The organism is Micromonospora sp. DT229 (genome assembly GCF_049844505.1).
GTDB lineage: Bacteria > Actinomycetota > Actinomycetes > Mycobacteriales > Micromonosporaceae > Micromonospora.
The window spans coordinates 23,386-42,564 of record NZ_JBNCLD010000010.1 but is presented as its reverse complement, the minus strand read 5'-3'; the positions used below and the strand labels follow the sequence as shown (position 1 = coordinate 42,564).

Annotated in this window: 18 protein-coding genes, 2 tRNA genes and 2 pseudogenes; 14 read left to right on the top strand and 8 right to left on the bottom strand. The window is 70.6% G+C overall.

Features of this window, described 5'->3' with window-relative positions; genetic code table 11:
• Positions 1-17 precede the first annotated feature (17 nt).
• Positions 18-1,055, top strand: coding sequence for an expansin EXLX1 family cellulose-binding protein (locus tag ACLQ2T_RS17560; protein ID WP_425767430.1), 1,038 nt, complete (start codon positions 18-20; stop codon positions 1,053-1,055).
• A 108-nt stretch (positions 1,056-1,163) separates the two neighbouring features.
• Here the strand turns inward: ACLQ2T_RS17560 and ACLQ2T_RS17555 are convergent, their stop codons facing one another.
• The 3 genes from ACLQ2T_RS17555 to bcp form a co-directional block, all read right to left on the bottom strand.
• Complete coding sequence (locus ACLQ2T_RS17555; protein WP_425767429.1) at positions 1,164-1,721, bottom strand: GNAT family N-acetyltransferase; 558 nt, start codon at positions 1,719-1,721, stop codon at positions 1,164-1,166.
• 70 nt (positions 1,722-1,791) lie between these two features.
• Positions 1,792-1,877 (bottom strand) — tRNA-Leu (locus tag ACLQ2T_RS17550).
• A gap of 140 nt (positions 1,878-2,017) precedes the next feature.
• Complete coding sequence (gene bcp, locus ACLQ2T_RS17545) at positions 2,018-2,494, bottom strand: thioredoxin-dependent thiol peroxidase (protein WP_425767428.1); 477 nt, start codon at positions 2,492-2,494, stop codon at positions 2,018-2,020.
• Positions 2,495-2,664: 170 nt separating this feature from the next.
• Between bcp and ACLQ2T_RS17540 the strand changes: the two genes are divergently transcribed.
• Genes ACLQ2T_RS17540 through ACLQ2T_RS17525 form a run of 4 tightly spaced genes read left to right on the top strand, consistent with a single transcriptional unit; the run spans position 2,665 to position 5,336 of the window.
• Positions 2,665-3,381 carry an energy-coupling factor ABC transporter permease gene (locus tag ACLQ2T_RS17540; RefSeq protein WP_425767427.1) on the top strand — a complete coding sequence of 239 codons (717 nt, stop codon included), beginning with the start codon at positions 2,665-2,667 and terminating at the stop codon, positions 3,379-3,381.
• Positions 3,378-3,797 carry a PDGLE domain-containing protein gene (locus tag ACLQ2T_RS17535; RefSeq protein WP_425767426.1) on the top strand — a complete coding sequence of 140 codons (420 nt, stop codon included), beginning with the start codon at positions 3,378-3,380 and terminating at the stop codon, positions 3,795-3,797. Before ACLQ2T_RS17540 ends, ACLQ2T_RS17535 begins: the two co-directional genes overlap by 4 nt.
• 4 nt (positions 3,798-3,801) lie before the next feature.
• Positions 3,802-4,575 (top strand): cobalt ECF transporter T component CbiQ, encoded by a 774-nt coding sequence (gene cbiQ / locus ACLQ2T_RS17530; protein ID WP_425767425.1) that lies wholly within the window; start codon positions 3,802-3,804, stop codon positions 4,573-4,575.
• Positions 4,572-5,336 (top strand): energy-coupling factor ABC transporter ATP-binding protein, encoded by a 765-nt coding sequence (locus ACLQ2T_RS17525; protein WP_425767423.1) that lies wholly within the window; start codon positions 4,572-4,574, stop codon positions 5,334-5,336. The genes cbiQ and ACLQ2T_RS17525 overlap by 4 nt, the downstream gene beginning before the upstream one ends.
• Here the strand turns inward: ACLQ2T_RS17525 and ACLQ2T_RS17520 are convergent.
• From ACLQ2T_RS17520 to ACLQ2T_RS17505, 4 genes are read right to left on the bottom strand one after another with little or no spacing between them, the layout of a single operon-like run.
• Positions 5,317-6,495: a hypothetical protein gene (locus ACLQ2T_RS17520; protein ID WP_425767421.1), complete on the bottom strand. Its 1,179-nt coding sequence runs from the start codon at positions 6,493-6,495 to the stop codon at positions 5,317-5,319. The two genes, ACLQ2T_RS17525 and ACLQ2T_RS17520, sit on opposite strands and share 20 nt — an antisense overlap.
• Positions 6,492-7,208 carry a DsbA family protein gene (locus tag ACLQ2T_RS17515; protein WP_425767419.1) on the bottom strand — a complete coding sequence of 239 codons (717 nt, stop codon included), beginning with the start codon at positions 7,206-7,208 and terminating at the stop codon, positions 6,492-6,494. Before ACLQ2T_RS17515 ends, ACLQ2T_RS17520 begins: the two co-directional genes overlap by 4 nt.
• Positions 7,201-7,689 (bottom strand): MauE/DoxX family redox-associated membrane protein, encoded by a 489-nt coding sequence (locus ACLQ2T_RS17510; RefSeq protein ID WP_425767417.1) that lies wholly within the window; start codon positions 7,687-7,689, stop codon positions 7,201-7,203. Before ACLQ2T_RS17510 ends, ACLQ2T_RS17515 begins: the two co-directional genes overlap by 8 nt.
• Complete coding sequence (locus ACLQ2T_RS17505; RefSeq protein ID WP_425767415.1) at positions 7,686-8,291, bottom strand: sigma-70 family RNA polymerase sigma factor; 606 nt, start codon at positions 8,289-8,291, stop codon at positions 7,686-7,688. The genes ACLQ2T_RS17510 and ACLQ2T_RS17505 overlap by 4 nt, the downstream gene beginning before the upstream one ends.
• 144 nt (positions 8,292-8,435) lie before the next feature.
• Here ACLQ2T_RS17505 and ACLQ2T_RS17500 point away from each other — a divergent pair, with 144 nt between their 5' ends.
• The 3 genes and pseudogenes from ACLQ2T_RS17500 to ACLQ2T_RS17490 form a co-directional block, all read left to right on the top strand.
• Positions 8,436-10,091, top strand: a complete 1,656-nt coding sequence (locus ACLQ2T_RS17500; protein ID WP_425767413.1) for a copper resistance CopC/CopD family protein — start codon at positions 8,436-8,438, stop codon at positions 10,089-10,091.
• A gap of 14 nt (positions 10,092-10,105) precedes the next feature.
• Complete coding sequence (locus ACLQ2T_RS17495; RefSeq protein WP_425767411.1) at positions 10,106-10,900, top strand: YcnI family protein; 795 nt, start codon at positions 10,106-10,108, stop codon at positions 10,898-10,900.
• A gap of 743 nt (positions 10,901-11,643) precedes the next feature.
• Positions 11,644-11,925, top strand: a pseudogene (locus ACLQ2T_RS17490) (hypothetical protein); the annotation flags it as partial.
• A 101-nt stretch (positions 11,926-12,026) separates the two neighbouring features.
• Here the strand turns inward: ACLQ2T_RS17490 and ACLQ2T_RS17485 are convergent.
• Positions 12,027-13,298 (bottom strand): annotated as a pseudogene (locus ACLQ2T_RS17485) (glycosyltransferase family 87 protein); the annotation flags it as partial.
• A gap of 66 nt (positions 13,299-13,364) precedes the next feature.
• On the opposite strand from ACLQ2T_RS17485, the gene orn reads away from it, so the two are divergent.
• From orn to ACLQ2T_RS17455, 6 genes are all read left to right on the top strand, one after another.
• Complete coding sequence (gene orn, locus ACLQ2T_RS17480; RefSeq protein ID WP_425767409.1) at positions 13,365-13,961, top strand: oligoribonuclease; 597 nt, start codon at positions 13,365-13,367, stop codon at positions 13,959-13,961.
• Positions 13,962-14,045: 84 nt separating this feature from the next.
• Positions 14,046-14,121 (top strand) — tRNA-His (locus tag ACLQ2T_RS17475).
• 311 nt (positions 14,122-14,432) lie between these two features.
• Positions 14,433-15,635, top strand: a complete 1,203-nt coding sequence (locus ACLQ2T_RS17470; protein ID WP_425767407.1) for a dipeptidase — start codon at positions 14,433-14,435, stop codon at positions 15,633-15,635.
• A 2-nt stretch (positions 15,636-15,637) separates the two neighbouring features.
• Positions 15,638-17,260: an ABC transporter substrate-binding protein gene (locus ACLQ2T_RS17465; RefSeq protein ID WP_425767564.1), complete on the top strand. Its 1,623-nt coding sequence runs from the start codon at positions 15,638-15,640 to the stop codon at positions 17,258-17,260.
• A 31-nt stretch (positions 17,261-17,291) separates the two neighbouring features.
• Complete coding sequence (locus ACLQ2T_RS17460) at positions 17,292-18,245, top strand: ABC transporter permease (protein ID WP_327022440.1); 954 nt, start codon at positions 17,292-17,294, stop codon at positions 18,243-18,245.
• A 49-nt stretch (positions 18,246-18,294) separates the two neighbouring features.
• On the top strand, positions 18,295-19,176 hold the full coding sequence (locus tag ACLQ2T_RS17455; protein WP_425767404.1) for an ABC transporter permease: 882 nt from the start codon (positions 18,295-18,297) through the stop codon (positions 19,174-19,176).
• Positions 19,177-19,179: the final 3 nt, after the last annotated feature.

The window sequence follows — 19,179 nt, the reverse complement described above, 5'->3', positions numbered from 1 at the left end:
CGGCAGCATCGGTGCGCGTGACCGACGGAACCGACGGCCCCGCCACACGGACAACAGCCCGGCGTCCCCGCAGGGGTCGCTGGCTGGCTGGCGGGGCCGTGGTCGTCGTCGCCACGGTCCTCGGGCTGACCCTGGCGCTGCGCTCCGGTGCCGCCCCCGCCTGCGCGGCCCCGCCGCGACCACAGAGCGCCGGGCTGCTGGCCCCACCCGCCGCCGGCACCCTCCACCAGGGCAAGGCCACCTTCTACGACTCGACCGGTACGGGCGGCAACTGCTCCTACCCCACCGCCCCCGCGGACCGGCTCTTCGTCGCCCTCGGCCCGGACGAGTACGCAGGCGGTGCGGCCTGCGGCGGGTACCTGGAGGTGACCGGGCCCAAGGGGAAGGTGCGGGTCATGGTCGCGGACCGGTGTCCGGAGTGCGTCCCCGGACATCTCGACCTGTCCCGGGAGGCCTTCGCCCGGATCGCCGACCCGGTCCAGGGCGTCGTCGGAGTCCGCTACCGCCTGCTGGTAGACCCGCCGCTGGCCGGTCCGCTCACCTTCCGGATCAAGGAGGGCGCCTCCCAGTGGTGGTTCGCCGTCCTGGTCGCCGGGCACGGCAACCCGCTGCGCGCCGTCGAGATCCGCTCGGGCGGTTCGGGTGCCTGGCGGGCGGCCACCCGGGAAAGCTACAACTACTGGCTGATCGACTCCGGGGCGGGTCCCGGCCCCTACCAGATCCGGGTCACCGACACCCGGGGCCACCGGGTCACCGCCACCGGCATCCGGATGGCCCCCGGCCAGGTCCAGCGCAGCACCGTCCGGATGTACGGCGGCAGCTCCGGCGGTTCCTCCACCGCTCCCGCCTCTCCCAGTGCGACCACCACCCCCGGGGTACCCTCGTCCAGCCCGAAGGCGACCGCCCGCGCGTCGGCGCGCCCGAGTCCGTCCCCGTCGACCCTGGCACCGGTGGACACCTCAGCCTCACCGGCGGTGATCGAGGCTCCGGTGGACGGGGAGGCGGTGGGGCTCGCATCGACGCGGCCCGACGCGGACCGGCGAGGTTGCACCTGACCGCGCCCGTATCCGCGGTGACCCCCGTCTGAATCCGCGGTCGACCCGTCCCTGGCTACGGCGGCCTGCCCGTGCGCGGTCAGGTCCCGGCCAGGCCGGGTGACCAGATCAGGAGGCCGAGCCTGACGTGGCCTGCTCGGGCCGGTCCTCGGTGAGGCCGAGCCACATCAGGATCTCGTCCCGGTCGTCGCCGGGGGCCACCCGGACGGCGCCGGGCCAGCGGCCCACCTCGCGGTATCCGAGTCGCCGGTAGAACCGGTCCAGCCCCTGCCCGTCGCGCACGGTCACGTGCAGCGCCGTCAGTCCCAGGTCCCGCCCGATCTGTGTGGCCGTACGCATCAGCGCCTCACCGACGCCGCGCCCCTGGGTGTCCGGGTGGACCATCACCCGGGTGAGGGTCCGCAAGTGCGGCTTCAGGTGGAACCGGGGATCGGTGAAGATCGCCATGGCGACCAGTCGGTCGTCGTCGTAGCCGAGCAGCAGTCGGTCGGGGCCGTCGGCGATGCCGGCCAGGGTCGGGTCGGCGATCGTCCGCACCTTCTCGGCTGTTACCGGTGCCACGAAGCCGACCGCGCCGCCGGCGTTGGTGACCTCCACCCAGAGGGTGACGATGTCGGCGCGCAGCTCAGGGGTCAGTTCGGGATCGAGGAGGAAGCGCAGGGTCACCCGCACATCCTGCGCCGGGCCGCCTGCCCGATGCCCGTGATCGTGACGGGCCCGACAGGGGACAGGGTGTTGGTGCGGGAGGGGGGATTCGAACCCCCACGTCCTTTCGGACAATAGGACCTAAACCTACCGCGGCTGCCATTACGCCACTCCCGCCGGCCCTGAAGAGTCTAGGGTGTCGCCCCGGCCCGCTGTCGAGGCCTCCGACTAGGTGATCGACACCGTTTCGGAGAAGTGGCGGCATCGGCCCGACCCGGAGACCGCCACTTCGCCGAAACGGAGTCGATCACACCTGCTCAGTCCAGGCCCAGGTCCCGGCGCAGCTTGGCGACGTGGCCGGTGGCCTTGACGTTGTAGAGCGCCCGCTCGATCTTGCCGTTCTCGTCGATCACGAAGGTCGAACGGATCACCCCGGTGACCGTGCGCCCGTACGACTGCTTCTCGCCGTACGCCCCGTAGGCGGTCAGCACCGCCTTGTCGGTGTCGGCGACCAGCGGAAAGGTGATCGCGTCGCGCTCGCGGAACTTGGCCAGCTTCTCCGGCTTGTCCGGGGAGATGCCGATCACCTCGTAGCCGGCGGCCTGGAGGGAGGCGAGCGAGTCGCGGAAGTCGCAGGCCTGCTTGGTGCAGCCGGGGGTCATCGCCGCCGGGTAGGCGTACAGGATGACCTTGCGGCCACGTAGGTCGGCCAGGGTGACCTGCCCACCGGTGTCGGTGGGGAGGGTGAACTCGGGCGCCGGGTCACCGGGGGAGAGGCGAGCGGGTGCGGTCATGGGCCGACCATACCGTCGCGCCGGCCACCACGACGGCGGGCTCCGGAGGGTGTCCGATGTGTCGGTAGGCGACAGGAAATTTGCTGTTGCCAGATATTGGCAACAGCAGGGGCCGGGAAATACGCTCACCCTGCCGGCGAGCGCGGGCCCGCCGTCACGTGGGAGGTCACGTGGAAAACCTGGCCATGCACATCTCCAACGGAATCATCGACGGTCCCGTCGCCGCGATCTTCGCGGTGATCGCTCTGGCGGCTCTGGCGCTCGCCGTCCGACGCGCCCGGCAGGACCTGGACGACCGACTCGCCCCGATGGCCGGCCTGGTCGCCGCCTTCATCTTCGCCGTGCAGATGCTCAACTTCCCGATCTTCACCGCCGGGGTCAGCGGTCACCTGCTCGGTGGGGCCCTGGCCGCCATGCTGGTCGGCCCCTGGGTCGGCGCGCTGTGCATCGCGGTGGTGCTGGTGGTGCAGGCCCTCGTCTTCGGCGACGGCGGGGTGGCCATGCTCGGGCTCAGCATCACCAACATGGGTGTGATCGCGGTCGGGGTGGCGTACCTGCTGATCGCGTTGCTGCTGCGGGTGCTGCCGCGTACCCCTGCCGGGTTGGCCGTCACCGCCTTCCTCGCCGCGCTGGTCAGCGTGGTGGTCGCGGCGATGGGCTTCGTGTTGCAGTACTGGCTGGGCGGCACCGCCGACCTCGGCGGCAACCTGGCCGGGCTGGCCGGGACGATGGCGGTGTCCCACCTGTTCATCGGCATCGGCGAGGGCCTGATCACCGCCACCACGGTGGTCACCGTGGCGAAGGTCAGACCCGATCTGGTGTACGCGCTACGCGCCGGAAAGCCGGTCACCCCGGCGACCGTCGCCACCCTCGGGGGTGTCCGGTGAAGCGTTTCTGGGGTTTCCTGGCCGGTGGTCTGCTGGTGGCCCTGCTGCTGGCCGGTGTGGTCAGCAACTTCGCCTCGCCCCACCCCGACGGGCTGGACTCCTCGCTGCGCGAGGGCTGCACCGTCGACGCCGACGGCGAGATCACCGGGGGCAGTTGCCCGGCCCAGCAGGAGAGGGACCACGAGATCGGTGGACCCCTGGCCGACTACGGCATCGCCGGCATCGACAACGACTTCCTCTCCACCGGACTGTCCGGGGTGCTGGGTGTCCTGCTGACCTTCGCGGTCGCCGGCGGGGTGTTCTGGCTGACCCGGCGGCGTGACGCGGGACCGACCCCACAAGCCGACCAGTCGGACACACCCGCACCCAACCAGGAGGCCGACCGGTCGGACACAACCGCGCCGAGCCAGGGGTAGCCGGGTGGGTGCCGGGCACGCCCATGTGCTCTACCGGGAGTCCGACTCACCGGTGCACCGGCTGCCGCCGGAGGTGAAGATCGCGGCGATGGTGGCGTTCACGGTCGCCGTGGTCGCCACCCCCCGGACGGCCTTCTGGGCCTTCGGCGCGTACGCCCTGTTGGTGGCGGGGGTGGCGGCGCTGGCCCGGGTGAGCCCCGGCTGGCTGCTCACCCGCACGGTGATCGAGGTGCCCTTCGTGCTGTTCGCCTTCGCCTTGCCGGTCATCGGCGCGGGCGAGCGGGTCGAGGTGCTCGGGCTGGGCCTGTCCGTCGAGGGGCTGCACGGCGCCTGGAACATCCTGGCCAAGGGCACCCTGGGGGTCTGGGCGTCGCTGCTGCTGGCCGCGACGACCACCACCCGTGACCTGATCGTCGGGCTGGACCGGCTGCGCTGCCCCCAGGTCATCACCCAGATCGCCACCTTCATGCTGCGCTACCTCGACGTGCTGGTCGGCGAGGCCCGCCGGATGCGGGTGGCTCGGATCTCCCGAGGCGACGACCCTCGCTTCCTGTGGCAGTTGCGGGGCTTCGCCGCCGGGGTCGGGACGCTGTTCCTGCGCGCCTTCGAGCGCGGGGAACGGGTCTACCTGGCGATGCTGTCGCGGGGCTACACCGGCCGACTGCCGACGGTGTGGCAGGGCGCCGGTTCGGCCGCCACCACCGGGCAGTGGTTGATCGCGGCGACCCTGCCGCTGCTGGCCGGCACGGTCGCCGCCACCGCCGTCCTGCTGGCATGATGCACCTCGTGCACCCCACCGCACCCAGCCTGGAGGTCCGGGGCGTCCGGTACGCCTACCCCGACGGCCACCTCGCCCTGCACGGGGTGGACCTGACGGTGGCCCGGGGCGAACGGGTGGCCCTGCTCGGCCCCAACGGTGCCGGCAAGACCACCCTGGTGCTGCACCTCAACGGCATCCTCACCGCCGCCGAGGGCAGCATCAGCGTGGGTGGGCTGCCGGTGACCACCGACCGGACCCGGCTGGCCGAGATCCGGCGGCGGGTCGGCATCGTCTTCCAGGACCCGGACGATCAACTCTTCCTGCCCACGGTCGCCGAGGATGTCGCCTTCGGACCGGCCAACCTGGGGCTGCGCGGCGCGGAACTGGCCGCCCGGGTGGACGAGGCGCTGGCCGCGGTGGGCATGTCCGAGCATCGCGACCGGGCCCCGCACCACCTGTCCTTCGGTCAGCGGCGCCGGGTGGCGGTCGCCACCGTGCTGGCCATGCACCCGGAGATCCTGGTGCTCGACGAGCCGTCGTCGAACCTCGACCCGGCCGCCCGCCGGGAACTGGCCACCATCCTGCGGGCCCTGCCGGTGACCCTGCTGATGGTCACCCACGACCTGCCGTACGCCTTCGAACTCTGCGACCGGTCGGTGATCCTGGACGGTGGGCGGATCGTGGCCGACGGGTCCACCGCCGACCTGCTCGCCGACACCGACCTGCTCGCCCGGCACCGCCTGGAACTGCCGTTCCCGTTCAGTCCCGCTCGGAAGTGACCGCATCCGCCGATGCGGCAGCGGCCCCACCGGCGGTAGCCCCACCGGCGGTAGCCCCACCGGCGGTAGCCCGGCCGGAGGTAGCCCGGCCGGAGGTAGCCGTGGTGCGTCCGGCGGCGTGCAGTCGCAGCACGGCGGCGGCCAGGGCCCCCGCCCCGGCCCCCACGGCCAGCACCACCAGCACCCGGGCGAGCGTCGGTGGCCACGGCACCGGCACGACGGACCGGGCCAGCAGGGCCGCGTTGGTCACCCCGGCGAACAAGGCCAGGCAGGCCCCGGCCAGGGCCACCGGAAAGTCGACCCCGGCCCTACGGCGCACCGTCCACCAGGCGGCGGCGATCGCGCCGAGCCCGGCCAGCAGGGTCCACACCGGCCCGGTCAGCAACCCGATCAGCACCGCGCCTACCCCGGTCGCCCCGGCGTCCAGCACTCGACCGACCGCGAGCAGCACGGCCGCCAGCCCACCGAGGGCCAGCACTCCACCGACCCCGGCCAGGGCCCGACGACCCAGGACCGTGGCCGCCGGGAGCAGCCCCAGGGCGCCCACCGCCAGGGTGCCGAGGACGGCCGCCACCCACCAGGGGTACGCGTCCGGCGGCGGCACCCAGTGCAGGGTGCCCCGGATCTCCGCCGACCCGTTCGGGTCACGCAGCGGCACCACCCAGTCGCGTACCCGATGCTCCCGGTCGGGCGCGGCGCGGACCTGGGCGGGCGGACCGGCCTCCCGCCACAGGGCCCGCTGGTCGTGCCAGCGGGCGGTCGAACCGGACTCGACCCGACGCCACTGCGGGGCGGCGGCCGGATCCGCCTCCGGCGGCAGAAGGGTCTCCCCGAGGATGGTGCGGTTCAGGTACGTCGCCGGGGAGCGGGTGTTCTCGTAGACCCCGTCCGGCCCGATCCGCAGGTACGGCTCACCCGAGTAGCCGATCACCTCCACCGGCTGGTCGCCGGTGTTGGTCAACTCCAACCGGGCACCCGCCTCGATCACCCGTACCCGAAGCTGCGGGCGGTCCGGGGTCACGGTGGCGACCTCCACCCGGTAGTCGGTCCCGTTCGGGGCGTCGGCGCCGTGCGCCACCGCCGGGGCGGCGGTGGCCAGCAGGGCGGTGACCACGCCGGTGAGCAGCAGCCCGGCCCGGGTCAGCAGGGCACGGCTCACCGCCCGGCCGCCTCCACCGCGGCGGTGATGTTCTCCGGGGTCCACTCCCGCACCTGCTCACCGTCGACCAGGACGGTCGGGGTGCCGGTGACGTTGGCCTTGGTCGCCTCCTGGCTGACGTGCGAGGTCCACGGCTTGTACTTGCCGTCGCGCACGCAACTGCCGAAGCTGTCGCGGTTCAGGCCGACCTCGGCCCCGATGTCGATCAGCTCGTCGTTGCTCAACTGGGCGCCGTTCTCCGGCGGCTGCCTGTCGAACAGGGCCTTGCTGAACTCGGTGAACTTGCCCCCCTCGGCGGCGCAGCCGGCGGCGGCCGAGGACCGGGTCGAGTACTCCGTGCTGGAGAAACGGTTCAGGAAGGCCACCGGGTGGTACACCACCCGGGCCTTGCCGTCACTGACCAGTTGCTCCAGGGTGGGGCCACTGGTCTGCTCGAACTGCTTGCAGGCCGGGCAGAGGTAGTCCTCGTACACGTCGATGGTCACCGGCCCGCTGCCGACCGCGATGCCGGCGCCGTCCTGGGTCGCGCCCGGCGGGGCGATGAAGTCCCCGGAATCCTGGCTGGACCAGACACCCCAGCCGATCAGACCCGCGATCACCAGCACGGACACCGCGCCGATCGAGGTCCAGAGGGTCCGCTTGCGCCGCCGTTCCCGGGCCAACTGCTCCCGGACCACGCGGGCCGCGTCCTTGCGCCCCTTGCGACTACTCATCTTCGTCCTCCACCGGTTCGCCCGCCAGCGCGCCGTCCACCGAGACGGCCGTGCGGGGCCAGATCAGTAGGAACCCGGCCAGTGCCAGGAAACCCAGATCCCGGAGGATCTCCGGGAAATAGCTCGGGCTCTCCCCGGCCGGCAGCTCACCGCCGGTGCCGAAGCAGCCGCAGTCGATCGCCAGACCCCGCGACCAGGCCGAGATGATGCCGGCGATGAAGACCACCAGCAGCGCCGCGGAGACCCCGGCGGAGAGCCGGGTGGCCAACCCGAGCACCAGCAGTACGCCGAGGGCCAGCTCGACGAAGGGCAGCACCGCCCCGACGACCATGGAGACCTCGTACGGCAGCACCTGGTAGGCGTGTACCGCCCGGCCGGAGCCGGCCAGGTCACCGACCTTCGTGGCGCCCGCGTACAGCCAGACGGCGGCCAGTCCGAGCCGGACGGCCAGCCCCAGCCAGGGCAGCAGTTTCCTGTTCACCCGGCTTGCGCCTGTCCGACGGCGTCGACCAGTTCGCTGCGCGCCCGGGCCACCCGGGAGCGGATGGTGCCCACCGGCACCCCCTCCACGGCGGCTGCCTCCGCGTACGACAGGCCCAGCAGTTGGGTGAGCACGAAGGCGCCGCGCCGCTCGGTCGGCAGCCGGCGGACCAGGTCGGCCGCGCCGAACTGCCCGGCCGGGTCGGGGTGCGGCACATCGGTGTACGCGTCCGCGGTGAGCCGCTGGGCCAGCCGGCGGCGCCGGACCACCGTGCGCAGATGGTCGGCGCAGGTCCGCCGGGCGATGCCGAGCAGCCAGGTACGGGCGGTGGAACGCCCCTCGAAGGCCGGCAGGGCCCGGAACGCCCGAAGATAGGTCTCCTGGGTCAGGTCGTCGGCACTGTCCGGATCGACCAGGGCCGCCGCGAACCGCCACACCTCGGCCTGGGTGGCGCGGACGAAGTCGGCCTGGGCGGTCGGGTCGCCGTCCCGTGCGGCCATTGCGGCGAGGGTGGCGGGATCGGCCGGCGCCGGGCAGTCTTGACCACGGTCGTCGGCCGCTTGGGGGTGAGCGGCGGCGATGTCGCGCGGGGCGGGGATCACGACAACCCAGGTTACGCGGCGGCGTGCTGAGCAGCAGGGTCCTTCGGCCCTTCCAATGCAGTGCGCCACGCCGGGAACTTTTTCACCTCGGCATCCGACTACCCGAGCATGACTCCCGGCCCCGAATCGGCGAGCATGGCCTGCATGACTGCCGCCCCTCGCCGCCGATTCGCGCGGCTGACCGCCGCCGCCGGTCTGCTGGTGACCGTCGTCGCGCTGCTGCTCGCCCCGGCGAGCCCGGCCGCAGCGCACGCCGTGCTCTCCAGTTCCAGCCCCGCCGCCTCCTCCGTGGTGCCGAACGCACCGACCGAGGTGGTGCTCACCTTCAGCGAGCCGGTCCGCAAGGTGCCGGACAAGATCCGAGTGATCGCTCCGGACGGCTCACGGGTCGACCGGGGTGAACCCACCTTCGCCGACAGCCTGGTGAGCATCCCGGTCGACACCTCCGGGGGCAACGGCACCTACCTGGTCACCTACCGGGTGATCTCCGCCGACAGCCACCCGGTCTCCGGCGCGTTCACCTACTCCGTCGGCGCCCCCTCCGAGCCGCCGGTGGACACCGGCGACGACAGCCGGGCCGACCCGGTGGTCAGCAACGCGGTCAAGGTCAGCAAGTTCGTCGGGTACGCCGGGCTGCTGCTCCTGGTCGGCGCGAGCCTGGTGCTGGCCGTGCTCTGGCCGCGTCGCCTGCCCCGGACCGGGCCGACCAGGCTGGCCTGGATCGGTCTCGGACTGGTCGCCCTGTCCACGGTCGCGACGACCCTGTTGCAGGTGCCCTACACCAATGGTGGTGGCCCCTTCGACATCACCGGCGCCGGCCTGGGCCTGGTCCTGGGCAGCACCTTCGGCGCCGCTCACCTGGTCCGGCTGGGGCTGCTGGCCGCCGCAGCCGTCCTGCTCCGGCCCCTGTTCGCCGGGGCGGCGGGCCGTACCGACCTGATCATCCTCGGTGTGCTCGGTGGGGCGGCACTGCTCACCTGGCCGTTGGCCGGGCACCCGGCGGCCTCCCCCGCCCCGGCCGTGTCGGTGCTCGTCGACGCGGTGCACCTGGGCAGCATGGCCGTCTGGCTGGGCGGCCTGGTGATGCTCGTGGTGTTCCTGCTGCCCCGGGCCGACGAGCGGGAGTTGGGGGCGATCCTGCCGATCTGGTCGCGGTGGGCGGCTCTGGCGGTCTCCGCGCTGCTGCTCGCCGGCATCGTCCAGGCCCTGATCGAGGTGGCCACCCCGACGGCCCTGGTGAACACCACCTACGGCCGGCTGGTGCTGGCCAAGGTCGGGCTGTTCGCGCTGGTGATCGGGGTGGCCGCGTACTCACGGCACCTGGTCCGCAAGCGGATCGCGGCCAGCCGCCCGGCACCGATGCGCCGGGCGGTCTGGGTCGAGTTGGTCGTCACCGCGGTCGTGCTGGCGGTGACCTCGGTGCTGGTGCAGACCCCGCCGGCCCGTACCGCCGGGGCCGATGTGGCCGGTGCCCAGAGCGGCTACTTCACCACCACCGTGCAGAGCAGCCTGTTCTCCATGCAGATCGAGATGGCACCCGCCCAGCGGGGCAACAACTCGGTCCACTTCTACGCCTACACCCTGGACAACCAGCCGTTGCCGATCAAGGAGTGGAAGGCCACGGTCGCGCTGCCGTCGGCCGGCATCGAGGCGATCGACGTACCCCTGCTGCCGTTGACCGACAACCACGCCACCGGTGAGATCAACCTGCCGTCGGCGGGGGAGTGGGAACTGCGGGTGACCGCTCGTACCACCGAGATCGACCAGGCCACGGTGACCGCCACCGTGGAAATCCGATAGAGAGGGTTCCATCGATGATCCGTCACCGGCGTACCGTGGGTGCCGTCCTGGCCCTGATGCTCGGCACCGTGGCCACGGCCGTTTTCGGTTTCGCGGCTCCCGCGTCGGCGCACGTGTCGATCAGCCCCAGCGAGGCGAAGCAGGGCGGCTACGGTCGCTTCGCCTTCCGGGTGCCGAACGAGAGTGATGAGGCCTCGACCACCAAACTGGAGATCTTCCTGCCGGAGAACGCCCCGGTCGGTTCGGTGTCGACCATGCCGGTGCCGGGTTGGCAGGTGGCGGTGGAGAAGCGTCGGGTGGACCCGCCGGTGCAGGTGCACGGCGCCGAGATCTCCGAGGTGATCGCCAAGATCACCTGGACGGCGGACGGCGCCGCGGCGGCCATCGCCCCGGGCACCTTCCAGGAGTTCCCGGTCTCCATGGGCCCGCTGCCCGAGGTGGACCAGATGATCTTCAAGGCCCTCCAGACCTACTCCGACGGCGGCGTGGTGCGCTGGATCGACGAGCCGCAGCCCGGTGGCGAGGAGCCGGCCACCCCGGCCCCGGTGCTCACCCTCACCGCGGCCACCGACACTCCGACCGGGGCGCCGGCCGAATCACCCGCCGCCGAATCACCCGCCGCCGAGGCACCCGGCACGGCCGCCGGGGCGACCGAGGACGACGACGAGGACGGCAACGGGCTGGCGGTCGGGCTCGGGGTCGCCGGGCTGGTGGCAGGGCTGGCCGGACTGGTGCTGGGTGGCCTGGCGTTCGCCCGTACCGGACGGGTTGCCGCAGGCCGAAGCGGCGAGGCGACGCCGACCTCCTGACCCTCGATCACCACGAGACCCGCCGGGGCCACTCCGGCGGGTCTCACCCTTTTCCGAGGCGGGTCCGGCTGCCGCCTGCGCCCGTTGCTCGCGGCCGGTGCCGCCGGTGTGTCGGCCGGATCTTGTCCGGGTGCCTGCCGGATATCCGCTGATCGGCCCGGTGTCCTCGGTAAGGTCGGCCGGGTGTCTGGCTACGGAGAGGGATGCTGCGGATGCGTTTAGTGCACAGGTTGGCCGGGATGCTGTTGCTGGCCGTCGGCATGACCGCGCTGATCGGCGCCGCCGCACTGGGTCTGCTGACCGGCCGGGCCGATCCGGGCGGTGGATACGCGGCCCGCTTGGAGACGGTGCAGACCGACGGGCACGCGGTGGTGGTGACCGACCTCGCGGCCCTGGTACGCAAGGAGGTGCCCCTGGTTCACTTGGGCGAGACCCGGATGCGGCTGGAGGCCCACACCCCGGAGGGTCCGGCCTTCATCGGACTGGCCCCGGTCGGCGAGGTGCGCCAGTGGCTGGCGACTGCGCCGTACTCCGCCGTCGAGCGGATGGCGTTGACCCGGGGGCCGTTGCCGGTCCGACTGGCGCAGGTCACCCCGCCCGACGGACAGGCGGCGAGCCTGCCGGCCGGACCGGGCGCGCAGACCTTCTGGACCCGCGCCGGCATCGGAACCCTGGAGTGGACTCCGGAGGAGCTGGTCGGCCGACAACTCAGCCTGGTGCTGATGGGTACGGACGGCCGGGACGACCTGACCTTGCAACTGCGGGCCGAACTGCGGCCCGGCTGGCTCGCCCCGGCCACCTGGGGCTCGCTGACCGCCGGCACCCTGCTGGTGACCGTCGCAGGGGTGCTCCTGTTGCGCCCGCTCCACCCCCGCGAGGTGGTCTTCGTGGTCGAGCCGGATCAGGTCCCGGTACTCGCCGGCCGCCTGGGCATCAGCTCCCTCACCAACCTGGGCACCCCCACCCCACGCCGCTCCCCGCAACGCCAACTACTAGCCATCGCCCCCACCCCACCCACCCACCCACCCCACTAGCCCCGTTGATCATGAGGTTGGCGGCGGCCGTTGATCTTCAGACTGCCGCCAACCTCATGATCAACGGAAGGAAGAGGGGGTGGAGAGGGGGAGGGGTGGGTGGGGGTCAGGGAGGGGGCGGTGGGGGTCAGGGTGGGGGTGCGGATGGGGAGGGTGGACAGGAGGAGCAGGCAGAGTAGGACGTAGGCGTTGCGGCCCAGGAACTCCCAGGGGGTGTCCGTCGGTACGGGGGCGATGCCCCAGTCGTAGAAGGACACCACGCCGTACACGATGATCATGCAGGTGCCGAGGGCTACGGCTCCCAGCCGACGGCGGCGGCGGGCCCCCTCGGCGGTGTACGGGTCGGCGCGCAGGATCGCGTCGACCAGGAGCACCACCGCCGGAATGAACCAGTAGATGTGGTGGGTCCAGGTGATCGGGCTGATCAACGCCGCGACCAGGCCGGTCAGGGTCAGGCCGGTCAGGGCGTCACCGGCCTGGGAGGCGCGCACCGCCCGCCACAGTCCGTACCCGACGATCGCCGCGACCAACGGCAGCCAGATCAGTCGGCTCGGGTCCTCCGGTGCGGTGAGTCGGCTCAGCAGCCCGAACAGGGACTGGTTGCCGGTGTAGTCGGTGCGGCCTACCCGGTCGGTGGCCCACAGCTCGTGGGTCCAGAACCGCCACGAGTCCGCCGGTGCCACCGCGGCGGCCAGCAGGGTGGCCCCGGCGGCCGTCGCGGTCGCCACCGCCGCCGCCCGCCACCGCCGGGTCGCCAGCAGGTAGACCACGAAGATGCCGGGGAACAGCTTGAGCGCCGCGGCCAGCCCGATGCCCACTCCGGCCCACCGGCTGTCCCGGGGTACGGCGAACAGCAGGTCGGCCAGGATCAGCACCACCAGCAGCATGTTGATCTGACCGAAGGTGATGGTCTCCCGGGTGCTCTCCACCCCGAGCACGAACAGCGCCCCCACCGCCAGGGTGAACAGGTACGGCAGCCGGTGCCGGCGGATCACCGGATCGAGCAGCCACTTCGTGGTGACCAGCACCCCCAACAGGGTCAGCCCGGTGAAGATCGCCACGGTGGCGCCGAGCTTGAGGTGACCGAAGGGCAGCAGCAGGAGGGCGGCGAACGGGGGATAGGTGAAGTACAACTCACCCTGCACCCGATCGGGCTGCACGTAGTCGTAGAGGGGGTTGCCGGCGGCCCACCACTCCATTGCCGACATGTAGATCTTCAGATCGAAGAAGTTGTGCGTCCTGCCGGGCAGGTAAAGCGCAGGTAGCGCCGCCGCCAGTACCAGCGCCCCGAGGACCCGGCGGGCCCGGCGGGCACCAGGGTCGGTCACATCGACGGTACGGGGTTCGGCGGGATCGGCGGGCACGGGGAAACCCTAGCGGTCGGTGGCCGCGACGGCGTGCAGCCACGAGGCTTGGGCTGCGCGTAGGCTGTGCCGGTGGCTGATCTTCTCGTCTGGATTGACTGTGAGATGACCGGGCTGGACCTCGGCAGCGACAAGCTGATCGAGGTCGCCGCGTTGGTCACCGATCCCGATCTCAACGTGCTCGGTGACGGTGTGGACGTGGTGATCCACGCCGACGACGAGGCGCTGGCGGCGATGCCGGAGATCGTTCGGAGGATGCACGCCAAGTCCGGGCTCACCGAGGAGGTACGCCGCTCCACGGTCACCCTGGCCGAGGCCGAGGACATGGTGCTCGACTATGTCAGCCGGTACGTCAAGGATCCGCGTACCGCGCCGCTGTGCGGCAACTCGATCGCCACCGACCGGGGCTTCATCGCCCGGGACATGCAGCGCCTCGACGCCCACCTGCACTACCGCATGATCGACGTGTCCTCGATCAAGGAGCTGTGCCGGCGCTGGTACCCCCGGGTGTACTTCGGTCAGCCGCAGAAGGGTCTGGCCCACCGGGCCCTGGCCGACATCCGGGAGAGCATCCGGGAGTTGGAGTACTACCGGCGGACCATCTTCGTGCCGCTGCCCGGCCCGGACGTGGACACCGCCAAGGGCATCGCGGCCGGCCTCTGAACCACCGCACAACCCGCTGGACGCGTTCAGCGGTGGTGGGGGTATGATTTCCTCGCACCGCCCGCAGGCCGGGCGAGGCGCATGGTGGCTGTAGCTCAGTTGGCAGAGCACCGGGTTGTGGTCCCGGTTGTCGTGGGTTCAATTCCCATCAGTCACCCCACCAAAAGTAGGCCCCCTCTCGCAGGGGGCCTACTTTTTTGTGCCACCCCATCCGAATTGGTCTGACCACCTACCTTCGGGTGGCGGTCCGGTGGGCCAGTTCCGCTGTTCGTCCAGCCGGGCTCAGGTGTTCGGTGTCGGGGTGGCTCAGCCGACCGTACAACCGTCCTGACCTGCGGGAATGTTGGCGTTTCCGGATAACGAACAGGTCACGGGGTCTTACCTGACGCGAGTTTTCCTCGGTATGTTGCCGCAAGGCATGAGGTCGGACCTCATTCCTCGTGCCGCTTAACTGACGAGGTGAGTTGACGAGTGCAGGAACCCGCCCCCCGGTACGCCGGATACCAGTCCTTCGACTACTTGACGCCGCACGTCGACTACAAGGTCTTCGAGCTGGCTCCGCAGCTCGGCCGTGTGCCGGAGCACGATCTGGGTCTCAACGCCGAGCAGTACGCCCGGGTGGCCCGGCTGCTGCGCGAGCACATGGCCATCTCGCTGCACGAGCACCCGAAGATCCTGCCGGCCGACGTGACGCAGCTGCGCGACTACAACCGCACCGGCCGCAACTCGTTCGGCTTCGAGGGCCTGGCCCGCTCCGGCATGACCGCAGTCTTCGACAACTTCATGAACGGCACCGGCTGCGTGACCAGTGAGCACGCCTGGAAGTGGGACGACGTCATCTACGACATCGGCCTGCGCTTCGCCGACATCGCCAAGCAGGACCACGTGGTGGTGGCGACCACGTTGGAACAGATCTTCGAGGCCAAGCGCAACGGCCAGATCGCCCTGGTGGCGGGTCTGGAAGCGGCCACGATGATCGAGAACGAGCTGGACCGGATCGACATCCTCTACGGCTTCGGCGTACGCCAGATGGGCATCGCCTACAGCCAGGCGAACATGCTCGGATCCGGCCTGTCCGAGGACCGTGACGGCGGGCTGACCCACTTCGGGCGGCGCGCGGTGGACCGGATGAACAAGCTCGGTATCGCCATCGACATCTCGCACTCCGGCGACCAGACCTCGCTGGATGTGATCGAGGCCAGTCGGGTGCCGGTGTTCATCACCCACGCCGGTGCCCGTTCGGTCTGGAACACCCCTCGGATGAAGCCGGACGAGGTGATCCGGGCCTGCGCCGAACGGGGTGGCGTGATCGGCATCGAGGCCGCTCCGCACACCACCCTCTCGGCGGGCCACCCACACCATTCCATCGAGTCGGTGATGGACCACTTCACCTACTGCGTGGAGTTGGTCGGCATCGACCACGTCGCGTTCGGCCCGGACACCAACTTCGGTGACCACGTCGGCCTGCACGACAGCTTTACCCAGCACCTGGCGATCGGTAAGGCCCACGGGGTGGTGGACCACCCGCGGGTTCCGTACGTGAGCGGCATGGAGAACCCGGCGGAGTGCTTCAGCAACATCGTCGGGTGGCTGGTCACACACGGTTACTCCGACGACGAGATCGCCAAGGTCATCGGCGGCAACATCATCCGGGTTCTTCAGGAGGTTTGGTGAAAATGGCAGTGAAGGGTCGTTGGCGGCTCGCTGTCGCGCTCGGCGTGGTGGCCACGCTGGGTGTTTCCGGCTGCGGCCTGAACGAGGACAACAACTCGTCCTCCAGCAACTCGTCCTCGGAGGCGGTGCTGCGTATCGGCACCACCACCGACGTGAGCAACTTCAACCCGCTCCAGTCGCTCAGCAAGACCGACTCGTGGATTCTCAACGCGATGTACCCGCACCTGCTGCGGATCGACGAGAACGCGAAGAAGTCGCCGGAGCTGGCCAAGGAGTACCGCTACGAGGATGACGGCAAGACCGCCGTCTTCGTGCTGCGGGACGACTTCAAGTGGTCCGACGGCAAGCCGGTCGTCGCCGACGACGTGAAGTTCAGCGCCGAGAAGATCATGGAGTACAAGCTCGGCAACGTCGCGGCCAAGCTGACCTGGGTCGAGTCGATCGAGGCCCCGGACGCGACCACTGTCAAGTTCAAGCTCTCCCAGCCGTACGCGCCGTTCGCCGAGGGTGTCGGCTTCTGGATGTCCGTCGTGCCGAAGCACATCTTCGAGCCAGCCGGCGACCTCTCCAAGTTCGCCAACGACTCGAACTGGGTCGGTGCCGGACCGTTCGTGCTGGACAGCGTGACCAAGGGCCAGCGCTACGTGATGAAGCGCAACGAGCACTACCCCCTCGCGCCGGGCGGTAAGGCCGCGGTCAGCCAGGTCGAGTACCGGGTCTACCCGGACGTCAACACGATGATGCTGGCGCTGCGCAACGGCGACATCGACCTCATGGGTACCCCGGTGCCGATCTCGGCGGCGAAGACCTTCGAGGGCGACGACAAGATCAAGCTGGAGAAGGTCGGGGCGCTCGGCTTCGCCCACCTGACCTACAACATGAAGAACAAGTACCTCGCCGACCAGCAGGTCCGGCAGGCGCTGTCGATGGCGGTGGACACCAAGGCGATCATCGCCGCGGTGCTGCAGGGTGACGGCCAGCAGATGGCCGGTCCGATCTCGCCGATCTTCTCGGAGTACGACAACACCGAGCTCCAGCCGTACCCCTTCGACCCGGAGGGCGCGAAGGCCAAGCTGAGCGCGGCGGGTTACCAGGACGGCAACAACGACGGCTTCTTCGACGAGCTGTCCTTCGGCGTGGCCTGCGACCAGTCCAACGCCAACATCACCCGGGTGGTGCAGCTCTTCCGGGAGAGCGCGGCCAAGGCCGGCATCAAGCTGGAGAACGAGTGCGTCGAGCGCAACACCTTCCTCACCCGCACCAAGAACGGTGAGTACGACATCGACGCCTCCCAGTGGGGTGTGTTCGACAACCCGATGGACCAGCTGCGCAGCACCTACCTGTCCAGCAACCCGGGTGGCATCAACTACAACCTGCTCGAGTCGGCCGAGATGGACGCGCTGATCAACGACGCGGCCGGCACCACCGACCCCGAAGAGTTCAAGACCAAGATCAAGAACATCGACAAGGTCGTGCACGAGCAGGCGTACCTGACCCCGCTGTACGTGGAGAACTTCCAGTTCGCCTACAACTCCAGCAAGTTCACCGGCTTCGTTCCGTCGCCGTCTGACCTGCTCGGCATGGTCACCGCGTACTCGCTGGCCCAGGTCACTCCGGTCAAGTAACCCCCAACCAGAGGGAAAGGAGGGGTCCCCCGTGCTGCGTTTCGTGCTCAGCCGAGCACTGAAGGCCGTCCTGACCGTGTGGATCGCGATCACCTCGACGTTCTTCCTGCTCCGGCTGCTGCCGGGGGACCCCACGACCCTCATGGTCGAGGGCGACATGACCCCGGAGATGCAGGCGGCACTGCTCAAGACGTACGGCCTGGACCGTCCGTTGTGGGAGCAGTACGTGTCGTACCTGCGCGAGTTGGTCCAGGGCAACCTGGGCATCTCGTTCCGACAGATCCAACCGGTCACCGACATCATCGTCGACCGGCTGCCCTGGACCCTGCTGCTGGCCGGGTGCGCCTTCGTGCTGACCGTCGCGGTGGGCATCCCGATCGGGGTGACCGCCGCGGTCAACCGGGGCAAGTGGCTCGACCGGGCCCTGCAGGGCTTCGGCATCAGTGCCAACGCCCTCTTCGTGCCCAGCGTCGCGATCCTGCTGCTGGTCTTCTTCGGGGCCCAGCTCGGCTGGTTCCCGATCGGTGGGGCGATCGACCCGGACACCCGGGGGGTGGGCGCCTACCTGAGCCTGGCCCACCACCTGGTGCTGCCGGTGCTCTCCCTGGTCCTGGTGCAGCTCGGCCCGTACGCGCTGACCCTGCGGACCAACATGATCGAGGTCCTCGGTGAGGACTACATCCGGGCCGCCCAGGCCCGGGGCCTGTCGGCTCGGCGCCGGGTCTGGAAGCACGGCCTGCGCAACGCCATCCTGCCGGCACTGACCCTGATGGGCCTGCAACTGGGCACCCTGGTCGGCGGCGCGGTGCTGACCGAGACGGTCTTCGCCTATCCCGGGGTCGGCCGCCTGATCTACGAGGCGGTGGGTCAGCAGGACTACCCGGTGATCCAGGGAGCGTTCATCATGCTCGCCGTCACGGTGGTGTTCGCCAACGCCCTGACCGACATGCTCTACGCCGTCCTAAACCCCCGGATCCGCCTGTGAACCCCGCAGCCGTGCGCGTCCCCGCCACCGTGAACGAAGGGAGGGTGCCGTGAGTGCCCCTGTGCTGACCGAGCCGGCACCGCCGTCGGCGCCGACGGCGTCCAAGCGGTCCTCCTGGCTGGGTTACCTGCGGCAGCCCACCGTGGCGCTGTCGGTGCTGGTGCTGCTGGTGATGGTGGTGATGGCGGTCTTCGCGCCGCTGATCGCCGACGAGCCCAGCGGCGCCGGGCCGGATGTGCTTCAGCCGCCCTCCGGGGCGCACTGGTTCGGCACCGACGACCTGGGTCAGGACGTCTTCGCCCAGGTGGTCTGGGGCACCCGGACCAGTCTGGTGATCGGGCTGGCCGCCTCGCTGATCGCGCTCGTGCTGGGCACCACGATCGGTCTGGCGGCGGCGTACTTCCGTCCGATCGACGCGGTCGCCACGGTGATCACCGACGTGATGCTGGCGCTGCCCACCCTGCCCCTGATGATCATGCTGGCGGCGGTGGTCAGCCCCAGCGTGGTGACCCTGACCCTGATCATCGGGTTCTTCGCCTGGCCCGAGGTGGCCCGGCTGATCCGCTCGCAGGGGCTGGTGATCAGCGCGATGCCCTACATCGACGGGGCCCGGGTACTCGGCGCCACCGGCTGGCGGATCGTCACCCGCGAGATCCTGCCCGCGGTCGTCTCCCTGATGGTCGTCAGCGTGCTGCTCACCGCCTCCCGGGCGGTGATCTCCGAGGCCGGCCTGAGCTTCCTGGGCCTCGGCGACCCGGACGCCTGGTCCTGGGGGCGGATCCTGCTCAACGCCCAGCGCAGCGGCACCATCGCGATCGCCTGGTGGCAGACCCTCTTCCCGTCCCTGGCGATCCTGCTGCTGGTGCTCGCCGCGACCCTCGCCGGAATGCGGTTCAACGACTCCCGTGACCCCCGCCGCAACGGAGGCTGACCA